General features: G+C 59.8%; 6 protein-coding genes. 3 read left to right on the top strand and 3 right to left on the bottom strand.

Annotation, left to right across the window (positions count from 1 at the left end; all coding sequences use genetic code 11):
* Positions 1-9: 9 nt before the first annotated feature.
* Positions 10-690, bottom strand: coding sequence for a 4Fe-4S dicluster domain-containing protein (locus KF841_08990; protein ID MBX3395492.1), 681 nt, complete (start codon positions 688-690; stop codon positions 10-12).
* Positions 691-723: 33 nt separating this feature from the next.
* Positions 724-3,864 carry a type I DNA topoisomerase gene (gene topA, locus KF841_08985; GenBank protein ID MBX3395491.1) on the bottom strand — a complete coding sequence of 1,047 codons (3,141 nt, stop codon included), beginning with the start codon at positions 3,862-3,864 and terminating at the stop codon, positions 724-726.
* A gap of 646 nt (positions 3,865-4,510) precedes the next feature.
* Between topA and KF841_08980 the strand changes: the two genes are divergently transcribed.
* A complete protein-coding gene (locus KF841_08980) occupies positions 4,511-7,333 on the top strand; it encodes a zinc-dependent metalloprotease (protein MBX3395490.1) in 2,823 nt (940 codons plus the stop codon).
* Between the two features lie 203 nt (positions 7,334-7,536).
* Positions 7,537-9,036 (top strand): M20/M25/M40 family metallo-hydrolase, encoded by a 1,500-nt coding sequence (locus KF841_08975; protein MBX3395489.1) that lies wholly within the window; start codon positions 7,537-7,539, stop codon positions 9,034-9,036.
* A gap of 24 nt (positions 9,037-9,060) precedes the next feature.
* Here KF841_08975 and KF841_08970 read toward each other — a convergent pair whose 3' ends face one another.
* Positions 9,061-13,491, bottom strand: coding sequence for a heparinase II/III family protein (locus KF841_08970; GenBank protein MBX3395488.1), 4,431 nt, complete (start codon positions 13,489-13,491; stop codon positions 9,061-9,063).
* Between the two features lie 309 nt (positions 13,492-13,800).
* On the opposite strand from KF841_08970, the gene KF841_08965 reads away from it, so the two are divergent.
* Entirely contained in the window at positions 13,801-15,393 is a 1,593-nt protein-coding gene (locus tag KF841_08965) for an ABC transporter ATP-binding protein (GenBank protein ID MBX3395487.1), read from the top strand.
* The last annotated feature ends 45 nt before the right edge of the window (positions 15,394-15,438 follow it).

The following is a 15,438-nucleotide window of genomic DNA, read 5'->3' as shown; positions in this document are numbered from 1 at the left end:
AGACGCGGATCAAATCCGCCGTTCCGAGTAGGCGCGGATCCGGATCGCGCGTGTCGGTCTCGTCGGGCAAACCTCCTGACACTTGCCGCAGCCGGTACAGCCCGTACCCGTGCAGGACGGGTCAATCACATCCACGCGGCCATCGGCGCCGATCCGTATCGCCTCATTCCCGATCGGACAGAATTCGATGCAAGCCGTGCAATCGTCGCCGCGGGAGCGGACACACACCGCGTGATCGACAATGGCAAAGCCAACGCGAATGGCGAAGCGGTCGACCAGTTGAAGCGCGCCGCTTGGGCATGCTTTCATGCAGGAAAGGTCATCGCAGATCACGCAGGCCCGCTGGTCCGGATCAATGAAGGGTGTCCCGGCCGCCGATTCGTCGGCCATGGCGCGCGGGTCATTGGCGCGAACCAGTGCGATCGCGTCGGCCGGACAATGCTCAGCGCATCGGCCACAGCGATGGCACGTATCGAGAAATTCTCGCTCCGCCAGCGCGCCAGGCGGACGCAGCAGCGGCGATAAATGGTTCACATCACCCTGATCGCCGCCGAGCAGTTCATTACGAATTTCAGGTGGGAGCCTGCCTTCGAGGTATTCTGCGGCAGGCCGCATCGCCCGAAACAGCGCTTCACGAAAGAAGGATCGCCGATCGCGCGGAGATTCTTCGCGATTATCCTCAGGCGGCATCTCGCTCACCTTCACGCACAGTTTACGCGGACATCACGTAACGCCCGCCGTTTCCGCGATTTCGCGGAGCAGGCCCGGCGGCGGTTCCATCGTCTTCTTGCAGGAAGGATAGCCGCTGCAACCAAGAAACCGGCCGGTGCGACCCATGCGTAGCAGCATCTTCTTGCCGCAGTCCGGGCAGGTGATGTCCGTCTCGATCGGCTTCGATCGCGTTTCGCCAAAAGTTTCCTCGGCGATTTTCTTCGCCTCGCCGCGCAGATTCGCGACAGCCTTGCACTTGCGATTGTTGCAACTGAAGAACGGTCCGAATCGACCATTTCGGAGGGTCATTTCCTCGCCGCAGCTAAAGCAGTTCAGACCGCTGGAGGGCATCACCTCCACGACCGGCCGACCGGTGAGCGTCCACGCAAATCCCGCAGGCGGCGCGCCCAGCGCCTTGATCTCGTCCTTGGTCAGCCGCTTGGGCCGTACCTTTGCGCCCCGAGCGGAAGTGCCGACGCCCCGGCCGGCGCTACTTTCCACAGGCGGTTCCGGAATCTTGCCTTCGGCTTCGAGCGCCTTGAGGTGATCGAGCTTCTCCATCGGCATCGCGTTGCGACATTTCGGGAAACCGGAGCAGCTCAGGAATGGCCCGCGTCGACTTTTGCGAATGACCATCGCCCGGCCGCATTTCTCACAGCGAGCGCCGGCCGCTTCGGGCTTCGGTTTCTCCACATAAACGCCTTCGGGCAACTGGCCCGTCGCCTTGCACTTCGGATAGCCGGTGCAGCCGAGGAAGGTCTTGCCGCGCGCGAACCGGACTTCCATCCTTGACCCGCACTCCGGGCAAGGCTGTGCCACGGATTCGGCACTGACCTTCCTGAGGGGCTCGCCGGATTCGCTGCACGGCATCGTGCCGCCGCAATCCGGATAGCCGCTGCAACCGAGAAACGGTCCGCGCTTGCTGCGGCGAAGCGTCATGTCCTTGCCGCACAACTCGCATTGCACATCGACTTTCACTGTCGCAACCGGCTTACCGCTCTTGTCGACATTCTGCGTGCCGGTGCATTCGGGATAGCCGGTGCATGACAGGAATCGCCCGTTCTTCCCGAGGCGATAGACCATCGGCTTGCCGCATTTGTCACAGACATAGTCGCTCGGTTCCGCCTTGACTTTGTCCATTTCGTCATGGGCGCGCGCCAGCGACTCCTTGAAGGGTTCATAGAATTCATGCAGCACGTGATGCCAGTCCACGTGCGCCTCCTCGATCTTGTCCAGTTCGTCTTCAACATGGCTGGTGAAGCGAACGTCCATCACTTTCGGAAAGTGCGCGACGAGCTTGTCCGTCACCACTTCGCCGCGCGGAGTCGGATGAAACTTCCGGTCTTCCTGCTCGACGTACCCACGATCCTGGACCGTTTGAATGATCGCGGCATACGTGCTCGGCCTGCCGATGCCTTCGGCTTCCAGCGTCTTTACAAGCGAGGCTTCGGTGAATCGAGCTGGCGGCGATGTGAATTTCTGTTCCGGCGCGATATCAAGTGGAAACACCGCCTGACCTTCCATCAGGTTTGGCAGCGTCTGGTCTTCGGCACTCTTCGGCACCCCCATGACCTTGTAAAACCCGTCGAACACCAGGATTCGGCCGGTCGCTTTGAACACGGCTTCGCCCTGTTGCGTTGCTGCGGAAACAAGCACGGACGTTGCGTCCCACTCCGCCGGCGTCATCTGACAGGCGACAAAGCGATTCCAGATGAGGGTGTATAGCTTCAGTTGCTCCGGCGAGAGATGGCCGCGCAATGAATCGGGAGTGCGTGTTACATCCGTCGGACGAATCGCCTCGTGAGCCTCCTGCGCCTTCTTCGCGCTGGCATAGAAGTTCGGCTTCCCGGGCAGATACTTGTCGCCGTACCGGCCGTTGATGAATCCGCGTGCGGCGTTGATTGACTCGGCGGACAGATTTCGCGAATCGGTTCGCATGTAGGTGATGAGTCCGACGTTGCCTTCACCGGTCTGAATATCGACGCCTTCGTACAGACCCTGCGCGATTCGCATCGTGCGGGACGCGGCAAAATGCAGTTGATTGGCGGCGGCCTGTTGTAAAGTCGCGGTTGTGAAGGGCGCGTGCGGCTTCGTGGTTGTCCGCTTCGTTTCAATTGACTTGACGTGGAACGCGGGTGACGAACCCGACGCCAGGCGGCCAACCAGCCGAATCTGGCGCAAACCAAGATGGCTGTATTCCTCCCACTCGCCTTCCTGAAGCGAGTCCACATTGAATCCGAGCGACGTGGAAAGTTCGCGAACGGTCTCAACCGCGCTCTGAAACCGCGGCTGCCCACCTTTCGACGGCTTCTCGAGCCGGCCTTCTGCCTTGAAGGACTTCCCGGATAGTTCAACCAGTTCCGATTGAAACGCGCCATGATCGGCAAGCCAGGCCAGACGATCGCGCTTCGAAGGACCGTCTCCCTTCTCGCCCGGCGTTGCGAGGAAAGCTCGCCACTGCTCGGCCAGATTCTCGACGTTCGCACGATCGGTCGCAAAGATGCCGTCGATCGACCAGAACTCCTGTGGCTCGAACGCCCGGATCTCCCGTTCTCGTTCGACGATCAGCCGGACCGCGACAGACTGCACCCGGCCGGCACTGAGCCCCTTGGCGACCTTTTTCCACAGCAACGGTGACAGCTCGTATCCGACCACTCGATCCAGAACGCGACGGGCCTGCTGGGCATCCACCTTGGCCATGTCGATTTCGTGCGGATGATCGAAGGCGGCCCTGATGGCGGACTTGGTGATCTCATTGAATACGACGCGCCGGATTTTCGATTCGGGCAAGTCGAGCGCCTGCGTCAGATGCCAGGCAATCGCCTCCCCTTCACGGTCGAGGTCGGTTGCCAGGAAGACGGTATCCGCGTCATCCGCCAACTTCCGCAACTCGTCCACGATCTTCTTATTCTTGGGGAGTATCTCGTAGCTAGGCTCAAAATTGCGCCCCGGATCGATGCCATACTGGTGCTGAGGCAGATCCCGTACATGGCCGCGGCTGGCCCGAACGACGTAATCGCGTCCGAGGTACTTGTTGATGGTTTTGGCTTTGGCAGGCGACTCGACTATGACGAGCTGACGCCCGAATTTGGGTCCGTCGTCGGCGGTTTTACGGGCTTTTCGTGGCGCGGACTTGGTGGCCTTTTTAGCCATTCTCGCTTTAACCTTTTTCTATCACTGCATTTCTGAGCTGGCACCCTTGCATGGACGCCTGTGAAATGCAACCTTGGACGATTCCTCGGTCGCATATCGACCTCTCGACTCGACTTCTCCAATCGAAAACCGCGAACTTGAATCGGAGGGACTTTGGAAACTAGCACGCGGTCTGTCGGGTGTCAATTCGAGCCGAACCTGTCACCTTTGCACTTCTCGTCGGCGAGATTCGCGGGACATTCGAGCAAATCATAGCGCGGTGAGTCAAGTGGCGGGCTGCAACTTTCGCGTGAGAACCTGAGCTATCCTCCGTTCTCATAGCGTATTACGTGTTTAGTACGCATCGGAATACCGGATTGTCCGGTCTGCGGTCCACGATCGAAAATATCCGACATAAGAGCATGGCAGGATCGGAAGTTGCGCCACGATTGGTGAATTGAGAAACGGCCGCGACGTGTCGCTGAATCGCAGGTCATGCCTCGGCGGTGCGGCGCGAGTGCCGGGTCGGTGTAACATTTGATCGACCCAAACCAGAACGTGTCAGAAACCAGCGCGCGGTCGGACACACCGCGCACGAAAGTCCGTGTCAACGTCGAAGCCGACTGATCCCGGTTGATTGACCCACATTTCCATAAAGGAGCAAAGCATGTCGTCTCGTCACGCCGTTCCCCTCGCACTAGGCCTTGCGCTCGTCACGACCTCCGTCGTGCGCGCCGATGGGCCGCCCGCACCGGCCGCCCCACCGGCGGCGGCAAACAAGCCGGCCCCCGAGAAGCCGAAGCCGGATTTTCCGCCTTTCGATGAAGTGATGAAGGAATTCACACAGATTCCAACGGCCGAAACGCCGTTCATCACCCTGTGGCACAACAAGAAGACCGATTCGCTTCGAGCCCAGATTCCTGCCGGGCTGGTCGGTCAGCAGTTCCTCGTGGCGACGAGTATGTCCGGCGGTCCCGTCGCGACCGGCTTCCAGCTCGATCATTTCCTCGCCTACTTCGAAAGAATGAACAAAGACCTGGTGCTCATGCAGGTCGATCCCCGCTATGTCGAAGGCGCCGGCAACGTGATGGCGGACGTCATCAAGCGAAGCTACGGCGGCGACATCATCATGCGGAAGATTCCGATCATCACGATGAACGGCGGCGATCCGGTCATCGATCTCGACGCCCTGTTCAAAGGCGATTTCTCGGGCATCGGCGGTTGGATGGGCGGCGGCATCAGCCCCGATCTCAGCAAATGGTCCAAGATGAAGGCCTTCCCCGAAAACGTCGAACTCTCGGTAGACCTGGCATTCATGAATCGCGACGGCGGCAAACGCATGCGATTCCACTACAGCCTGTCCAAGGTTCCCGAATCGGCCAACGGCTACCAGCCGCGCGCTTCGGATGATCGAATCGGCTACTTCCTGACGGTCCGAAAGGACTGGGCGAAGGAGCACAATGCGACGACGCTGTTCAATCGATACATCAACCGATGGCGACTCGAAAAGCGCGATCCGACGGCCGAACTCTCCGCTCCGAAGACGCCGATCGTCTGGTACATCGAAAAAACCGTGCCGCTGAAGTACCGGCGCTGGGCGAAGGAAGGCATACTCGAATGGAACAAGGCGTTCGAGAAGTGCGGTTTCCTTGATGCAATCGAAGTCATTCAACAGGAAGATTACGATCCGCGCACAAAGGACCTTGACCCCGAGGATGTGCGGTACAACTTCTTCCGCTGGATCGTCACCGGCCGCGCCTTCGCGATGGGCCCGTCGCGTGCACATCCTCTCACCGGACAGATCTTCGACGCCGACATCGTATTCGATGATTCGATGGCCCGATCCTATGTCATGAGCTATGACCGCCTGACCGGTGGTGAAGAGAAGTGGGAAGCGTTCAATCCTTACCTGGAGGACTTCTATCAGAACTTTCCGCAGTTCCAGTATCGCTCCCCCCGCCAGAATCTCCTGCCGAATGTGACCGTGCAGGACGATCCGGATACCAAATTCCTCCACGCACTCATGCGACGAATGCAGGAGCGCGGTCAACCGATGTGCGAATGTGCATCGGGCATGGCACATCAGCTTCAGTTCGCCGGTCTGGCGATGGAGGCCTCGGGTCTCGGTCGAAACAGCGATGAATTCATCGGCCAGATCATCAAGGAAGTCGTGATGCACGAAGTGGGCCATTGCCTGGGACTGCGGCACAACTTCAAGGCCAGTACATGGCTCCCAATGAAGGAGATCGCCAGCAGTTCGGTCACGGAAGCCAATGTGGGGTCCGTCATGGACTACAACCCCGCGATCATCTCTCCCCGAGGACAGCAGCAAGGCAACTTCACCACCCGCACGATCGGCCCCTACGACTATTGGGCGATCGAGTATGGCTATCGCACCGTCGGCAAGCCCTATTCCGATGAGAAAGAGATGTTGTCGAAGATTGCATCGCGCGTGGCGGAGGCCGGTCTGGACTATGCGACCGACGAAGACACGATGGGATTCCTTTCTCCGGATCCTTACTCCAATCGGTTTGACATGGGTAAGGATGTGGTCGCCTACGCCGAATCTCAGATCAAGCTCATCAACAGCCTCCTCGAGGATGTCAGCAAGTGGGCTGTGAAGGATGGCGAAAGCTACACCCGGCTACGACGAGCATTCACCTCCATCATGGGACAGAAGGCGCGGTCGGTCGGATTCGTTGCTCGGTTCCCGGGCGGCCAGGTCATCAACCGGGACCACAAGTCGGACCCGAATGCCCGCACACCTGTGACGGTTGTTCCGGCGAAGGAACAGCGTGATGCGCTGCGATTCGTCTGCGAAAACGTCTTTGCCGAGAATTCCTACGAATTCGATCCTGAATTGCTCAGTCACCTTGCACCCGGACGCTATGGCCACTGGGATTCGGACGAATACGACTTCTTCGTGGATTTCAATGTCCACGACTACGTCGCTGCCGCGCAGTTCGAAGTGCTTTCCACGATGATGAATCCGTTCACCATCGGCCGCATCCATGACAACCAGGTGAAGTTCCCCAAGGGCGACGAAGTGTACTCGCTGGCCGAGCACATTAACGGCATCACCGACTCGATCTGGTCCGAGTTGAACGATACCCGCCGCGAGGGCTCGGATGCGAAACCCTTCATCAACAGCTTCCGTCGGAATCTTCAGCGGAATCATGTCCAGCAGTTGCTCGACAACGTCCTGAGCGACCCGGGCGGCATGGTACCCGCCGACGCGAATGCCATTTCGCGACTGACCGCGGCGAAGCTTTCCAAGCAGATCGGCGAAACGCTGAAAAACGCCAAGCTCGACGTCGCGACAGAAGCGCACCTCACGGACGTCAGGACCCGTATCGACAAGGCCCTCGAAGCGAATTACAGCCTCGGCGGCGGCTACGGTGGCGGAATGGGCTTCCTGTTCTTCCGGCCGGCCGAAAAGAAGCAAGGCGAGGAATCGCCGCGCCCGATTCCGGTGCTCCCCAATCGATGAGGACCGGATTGGAACCCTGAATTCCGATTCCGAAGCGGATTCGGTCCGCGACCGGGATCGCAGCCAGATGAGTCAAGACGAAGGCCCCGATGTGACAACGCACGGGGCCTTTGTCATGCGCGGACCGTCGACTGGACGCGGGCCGCTTCACAGAACAGGCTTCCGCGGATAAAAAAATACGGAACCAATCCACGAGGTATCCAATGACTGTGCTCGAAAACAATCCAATCGCATGGAAAAGACGTTTCAATATTCTGGTGGCGTGTCTCGCGGTCCCGCTCATTTCAGCGTGCAAGCCGGAATCAGCGCCAAAGTCCGCGCCGAGGAGCACTGAAGGTGGGCCGATCGCATCGACCAATGAGCCGACGCCAATCGCCGATCAGTATTCAGACGTCGCGAATCGAATCATCGAAGCCACCCTGGCCCGAAATGACGCATACGAAAAAATGAGGCAGATCTGCGACGGAATCGGCCACCGCCTGAGTGGATCGCCACAGCTTGCACGCGCGATCGAGTGGGCGGCCGACTCCATGAAGGCGGATGGACAGGAAAACGTTCGCACCGAACCCGTGATGGTGCCGAAATGGGTGCGAGGTCGTGAAGCAGCCGTCATGATCGCACCGCGCGAATATGATCTGCACATGCTGGGCCTGGGTATGTCGGTCGGGACACCGCCGGAAGGTTTAACGGCCAGTGTGGTCAGTGTCCGCGATGAGGAAGAGTTTGAAGCGTTAGGCGAAAGTGTTCGTGGCAAGATTGTGCTGTTCAACAACCTCATGCCAGAGTATGACCCCGAGCGCGGCGCCGGATACGGAACGGCTGTTCGTTTTCGCAGTCGGGGACCGTCCATGGCATCTCGACGCGGTGCGGTCGCATGCTTCGTACGCAGCGTGACAGCCCGGAGCCTGCGCTCACCGCACACCGGTGCCACCCGATATGAAGAGGGCACGACTCCGATTCCAGCGGCCGCGATCTCCACGGAAGACGCCGACATGATCTCTCGCCTGACGGCAGCCGGTGAGGATGTCCGGGTGCTGCTCAAGATGGAGGCGCGCGACGAAGGCATGTCGCCGTCAGCCAATGTCGTCGGAGAACTGCGGGGTCGCGAATTACCCGACGAGGTGCTCGTCATCGGAGGCCATATCGACTCGTGGGATACCGGTCATGGGGCACACGACGATGCGGGCGGTTGCGTCGTCGCGATGGAGGCCATCAACGTGCTGCGCAAGCTTAACCTGCGGCCGCGGCGCACGATTCGCGTCGTGCTTTGGACTAACGAGGAGAACGGGCTGGCCGGCGGCCGACAATATGCGATCGATCACGCGAACGAATTGCCGAACCATGTCGGGGCGATCGAAATGGATTCAGGCGTCTTCACCCCGCACGGCCTGGGCGTAGACTGTTCAGATGAGTCGCGACGTGCCAAGGCTGCGGCACAGCTTCGCGACATCCTGAGCCTGCTGGCCCGGTTCGGACCAATGCGGGCCACTGAGGGCGGCGGCGGCGCTGACATCGGGCCGATGAAACCCGCGGGCGTCCTGCTCATGGGGTTTGACGTCGCCGGCGACCGCTACTTTGACTATCACCATTCACACGCAGATACGCTGGACAAGGTGGATCCGCGTGACCTCTCGGAGTGTGTCGCGGCGATGGCAACGATTTCCTATATCATCGCAGACATGCCACAGCGACTCGGCGAGTAATTCCCGATTAACCGTCGAGCGAACTCAGGCCGTAAGCGGTGTGCTGGGCGTTCGCGCGGGTTGCTTGATGGTCGATTCCTCGGACACGGTGGATTCTTCGACCAACGCACCGGTCATGCCATCTCCGTTTCCATTGGCAGCGGCATTCGCCAGATGCGAGCCGTTCGAATCGTCGGCACTCACGCTGTCGATTCCAGAACACGGCCGGACGAGGGCAATCGGATCGTCCACGGTGTCAGTCGCGAGGACGCTCATTTCCGATTCGCGCAGGGCGGCCTGGAATGCCTCGGCGTTCACAAACGCCGACGAGGGGAGGCGCTTCGCGGCTGAAGTTCGCAGCAGGGTTCTACCAAACGCCGCATCCTGTGTCAGTGAGTAAATGAGGTTATCCGCACCGACATTTGTCGGCTTCGTGACCGCTTGACCGCCAAAGTAGGCGAACGCATGGATTAGATCCGCCAACGAATCAACCGCGAGCGGCCTGTCGCCCTGCCAGATGAAAAGGTAGTCGTTGCAGCAGGACGCGATCTCCTCTGCGATGGCCCCGGACAAAGACTCCGGCGACGCCGATACGACTCTCCCGGGCAAGGACGCAGGTAGACTCGAGTCGGTGACAATCCAGGTCGGCTCGATATTGAGATACGACGCCGCCTCGATGAACGCCCGACCGCGTGCCATATCGGATTCGGACGTAACGGGGAAAATCGCCGCGACGGTCGGGGCATCCACCCGACCACTCATCCCGAGCATCGTCAGAACCTCGGCGAACCGATGGGCATAGGTGTGGTCGGTCATCATTCTGCGAATGGCGCGAACGCTGGTACGGTTTCGAAGCTCATGCGTAGTAAGCAGGTCGCGAAGGTAGTCGCGCGTCTGCCCGGCCGTTCGGGAGAGAAAGACGCAATCGTTGCCGATCAGGTGTTCTAGTGACGGGGCATAGGCACTGACGACATTTGTGCCGCACGCGAGAATCTCGAAAACACGGCGCGAGCACATCGTGGGACTGTTGCGTACCGAGTTCACATTCAAAAACACATGATAGCGCTTGTATGCGTCGAGCATCTGCTCATACGGCAGGCCGCCTCGAATGCAATCCTGGTACTCCGGCGGATAAAGATAATTCTGCCAGCCGGGGCCGTCGTAGCCGTGCATCCGGTCATAGATGTGAAGGCCGAATTCGATCGCGGGCTGGAGCACGAGGCGCGCGTCGTCCGCGCGGCCGTCATGTTTGTTGGCGTACCAGGTGCCTGCGAAACAGACATTACCCAGATCGCCACCGCGACGGGCAATGGGATTATGAATCCGTGGCTGCGCAGCAAAGGGAAGAACGCCGATTCGACGGTGACCGGCGGCCTTCGCATAGCGTTCGATGCAGTCCGAATCGGTGGTGAGTATGTAGTCGAACCAGATGGCGGACCCGATAAAGTGCTGGTAGTTGGCGGGGTCCTCCTTGTTCCAGAACACGGTCGGGATGTTCTTCGCGCGGCAATGATCAACAAGCGATTTGAGCGGTCCGTCGCGTTCGCGTCGATCCGTCGAGACCAGGTGCCGCCATTGCTCGCCAATCCCCTTCCATGCGGATTCGACAAAGAGTATCTCAGGCTGGAACTCCTCAATCTGCCGCTGCCAGTCCTGGGGAAGAATCTGTTTCCAATCCGCCTCGGGCGCGAAGCACTCGTGAGAAAACTCGTCCAGAACGCATGCGACGCGCACGTCACGCCGAGGCTGCGGCGCCATTCGGCGAGATACCTCGACGATGTCGCTGACCACATGGGGCGCGGGGGTCGATTTTTCAGCCGGACTAGGGGCCTTTGATTCCAGTGCAATCGACGGCATAGTCATCGGCGAGTGGCCCAGTCGCTTGCGCTCGGCGCGGCGCTTAAGACCGTCGAACAACAGCCCGATAAGTCGGAACGGCAGCTTGATCGTGTCCAATGAAGGGCGGAGTGCCAGAATAAAGGCATGCCCGATGCGCCAGCGCACCGATCCGAGCAGATCATGCAACTGTGCCTGGGAATGCAGGAATCGCCCCCGCTCAACGCGATGCTGCTCCTTCGCACGCTCGAGCTTCTGTCTGAAGTCCTCGGAGGACTCACGCAGCTTCTTCATCGCCGCTTTAAGCGAGGCCGCCTCGGTCCGGCGGCTGGCGGCCAGCGCTCGCAAGGACGCGGTCGAATAGTTCAATCGATCAACCTTGAGACGCAAGGCCCGGTTCTGCCGCTCGCTCCGAGCGATCTGACGGCTCAAATACCGAACCTGCTTCCCGAGGTCGTTGTTGACCGCCTCCAGCTTCTCAATTCGAAGGAACGACGAGCCATTCAGTTTGTTCTGAATCGTCCGAAGCCCGCTCTGCATTTGATGTAGCTGCCGATGCAGGCTTTCCACTGTCTGCCGCTGGCCGGCCTCAACCTGCTCGACCTGTGAGGCGATGACGTTTAACTGCTCCGCCAATTTCGGGCCGGCGCCGGAGCCTGACATCAGCGCTTCACGCTCCGCCCCGACCGGCGCAGCAGCAGTCATGCCGCCGCGCGGGATCGCCAGCGATCGGCGCGTTCGATACTCAAACGGTGTCGGCCACACCCTGGATCGATAGACGCCGTCCGCATGCACGAGGCTTGCACGCGCAGCATCATGAAGATAGCGGAATTCGACCGTTTGCTCGCCGATGGACAGATTGCAAACCAGCTCGTGCCCATTCCAGTTCGACTGACCCGAGACGGATTTTGCATTTCGCTCATCCGGATCCAGCACGAATGCCGTCACAAACGCCGGCGCGGCGCCGCGCGACCGTGAATGCACGGCGTCAGTCGGCTCGAACTCGCCATGGCGTCGTGAGACCCAGCCGATGAGCGGGTCACTCCGACCACGAATTACGCACGGCGCGCCCGCGTCCGCCTGCAATTGAAACATGCGCACCAACGGCGTCGGACCGCTGGAGTCGATCGGGGTCGCACGAATTTCGCAACTGTCGCCGAATGCCTCCACCCGCCATTCTGGAGAGAAGAGAAACTGCTGCGTGGCCGTGATCTCATCGCTCGAATTCAGCCGATCAAAGACGACCAGCACATTGGGCCGAAAGTAAAGCAGTAAGCGACGGCACTCCACATTTCGATAGAGATAGTGGACCGCGTCAACACCGACAAGATTCCTGCCTGTAAAAGTCGATGTGATGCCCGACTTCCCGATGTTCAGCCGCCGGGTATCGGTATCGGCCTGATCGACGATTACCACGTTGTGACCGAATACCGACTCGCAGTAGCGTCGATGCGGATCGGCATAATTGTAGGAATGGCGACCGGCGTCAGTCAGGATTTCGCGACCAAAAGCAAAGAGCGTGAATGAAAGGTCATCATGATGCTTGTGCGTCCGCGTGTTGAATGCGGCAGTGAAATAGCAATGAATCGAATCGCACAATGCCTCGCGGTCCCATCGCTCGCGTATGATCGCGCAGCCGTCCGTCGGAAGGATCAGATGAGTCGATGTCGGTGCTGCACCCTCGCTCCCGCCCGTCAGCGCGTAGAGCGCGTGTTCACCGTGGGAGGGATTGCGGCGCAAATACTCCACGAGTTCATCACTGCGATCGGACACCGAATCTCCGATGGGCGGCCACGTCCCGTCAGGCCGGACGGAAAACGCGATCTTTTCAGCGAGGCTCTCGATCGCGTGAGTAATTTCGTCGTGCGGCCGGCCGTGTGCGGCCAGAAAGTCTCGCGTCTGCGAGAGCATCAGGCAGACGGCGCCCTCGTAATTTGGCGAATGCTCGAAAAAAATGCCCTCCAGCGAGATGGCAGCGCGAACCTGTTCAAGCAAACGCGACCAGGCAAGTTGTCGCCAGGCCTCCGATTCGGGCCATTGCGGCACCAGAATCGCCAGTTCAAGCAGCGCGCGATCCTGTTCGATACCATGATTGTGTCGAAGCCGATAGACATGCGGTTCTGTCAGCAATGCGCCGTGGTGATACAGCGCACCCAGCAGTCGACGGGCGGCCGGTATGTCCATCGCATGGGACCGCCGCCATGATTCGGCAAATTCGAGCAGGACGAGCGTCCGCTGGGCGATGGCATGGTCGTGCCATGCCATCGGGTGTTCGCGCCCTTCGTGGATGAACGACTGAATCCATGATTCGACAATTGCCGCGGCCCGATCGAGGTAGGCGAGGCTGCCGCCCATTCTGTGGGCCTGCACAAGGTAACTGACGTGCAGCAGCGAATGATGCCACATCTGCCAGTTCCGGTCGCCAAGCGGATCCTCGTCCCAGGTGAAGGGCGAGGGCAAAGTCACTGCCGGGTGATGATGCAGGCGATATGTGTTCTGATGGAGGATGTCGTCGCAAAGTTCAATCACCGGCGACGGCGGCCGGAAAGCATGGATTACGGCGCGCGACGGCGCCTCCAGCCATTCGGAGATCTGAAGATCGCCGAGCAACCGGCTCCATGCTCCACTGACGAAAGCCATCCCGTTCCTCCGTCCCTGCGTGGCGTTAACGATCCATCCGCCGGCCCGGGTGTCGTCGAATGACGACCGACGCTGGCGGAGGCCGCCGTGGTCGATTCGCGCCGCCGGACGGGGCCTTTCCGCCATGTGATCGGATGGCTCGGACATCAATGCTTAAAATTCGGTTCGGCGGACTCTCGAATGTGCTGGACACCGCCTCCGATTCTATAACTGGGCGGCATGTCGGGCAACACTCAATGGCAGGCGCCACGGCGCCGGATGGGAGCGAGTGAATATTCCGGAAAAAGATGGGCGGCCGTTGCCATCACTTTGGACCATCGAGCACTGGCGAATCATCACCACCTGACCTATCCTGTTTTCCGCAATCCTATGACCGGCGACTCCACCAACCCATCGGACCTCATCGTGCCGACTGAGCCGCAATCGGCTTCCACGAGTCCGTCGCCACGCACCCTTGAACAACTGCTTGATGAGGTTGAGACCCATCTGTCCAGCCCTGCACCGACTGCTGACAAACCCGAAGTGGGGTCGCTCAGAAACTGGCTGGAGTCGATCTATCGCGGTGAGAACTGGCCGGCGAAGTCCCCCGACATGTCGAGTTTGTCAATCAACTGGGCCACCGCACGATTGCTGCTGCGCGACATCGCCGTGCAAGCGCGTGAGCTGGATGCGTCCGCTGCCCAATCGGCCTCCGGCGCGATGCAGACCGACCGCATTCGGATCCTCCTGCGAAGCCTGGCGATCTACTGCGCGCTCGCGGCATTGAACAGTAACAAATCCGACGCAACCGACGGCTCGTCAACAACGCAGCGTTATGAACTGTCTTCCCACGACAAACATACGGCGCTGATCCGGTTCATCGAGGGTTGGCGTTCGGCAAACGGTTCCAGATCGGTCCCCGGTTTTGTACAGATCGCACTCGAAGATCCTGAGTGTCTGACGGGCCAGATATCGCGTCGTGCGTGCTACTACGACATGCTGGATTTCATCACGTCCGGTGCGAACGCCGCGAAAACAACTTGTCCGGCATTCATCCGCCGTTTTCTTCTGCCTCCCGTCATCGTGGCTCAGAATGCATGGGTCCGATTCCTGATTCGCTTTCATCGAAGGCAGGCGACCTTGCGAGAGGGCATCTCGACCGCGCTGCGCGCGGGTTTCTCCAAAGGCGGCAATTCGCTGCGTCGCGAGTTCTGGGCGCTTCGAGGGATTGACTTCGCAGCCTATCCCGGCGACACGATCGGCGTGATCGGTCGCAACGGTTCGGGCAAGACCACGCTGCTGAAATCCCTTGCTGGCATTCTCACGCCGGATCGCGGGCGTATCGCCGTCAAAGGCAAGGTCGGATGCCTTCTGAGCTTTGGCGTGGGATTCAACTCTCAGCTCAGCGGGCGCGAGAATATATTCCTGAACGGCTCGATACTGGGTCTGTCAGAGCGGGAGATCGCTCAGCGCCTCGATCAGATCATTGCATTCAGCGAATTGGGCGAATTCATCGACGCCCCCGTGCGCACGTATTCCGCCGGAATGCGTGGAAGGCTTGGGTTCTCGATCGCGGTAAACATCGATCCCGATGTACTCATCCTCGATGAGGTTCTGACGGTGGGTGACGATTACTTTCAGAAAAAAGCCGGCTCGATTCTCGATCGCTTCCAGAAGGCAAACAAAACGGTCGTGATCGCGAGCCACAGCATGGACCTTATCCGACAGGTTGCGACGCGCGCGATCTGGATCGACGAAGGTCGCATTCGCATGAGCGGCGAAACCACACCGGTGACGCGAGCGTATGTCGCCGAATGCCGTCGGCTCCGGGAACTTTCCCGAGGCAAATCCATGGCCGCAAAGGGCAGTGACTCGAACGAATTCGACAATCCGGGCGCCAAGGACCTCGAAGACCCTGATTGATCGCCAACCTCGTTGAGGCCGGGCTGTCATGGATAGAGTAAACTT

The organism is Phycisphaerae bacterium, assembly GCA_019636475.1.
In the GTDB taxonomy this organism is placed as follows: Bacteria; Planctomycetota; Phycisphaerae; order UBA1845; family UTPLA1; genus JADJRI01.
The sequence above is the reverse complement of the archived record's forward strand: the minus strand, read 5'-3'. Positions and strand labels throughout refer to the sequence as shown.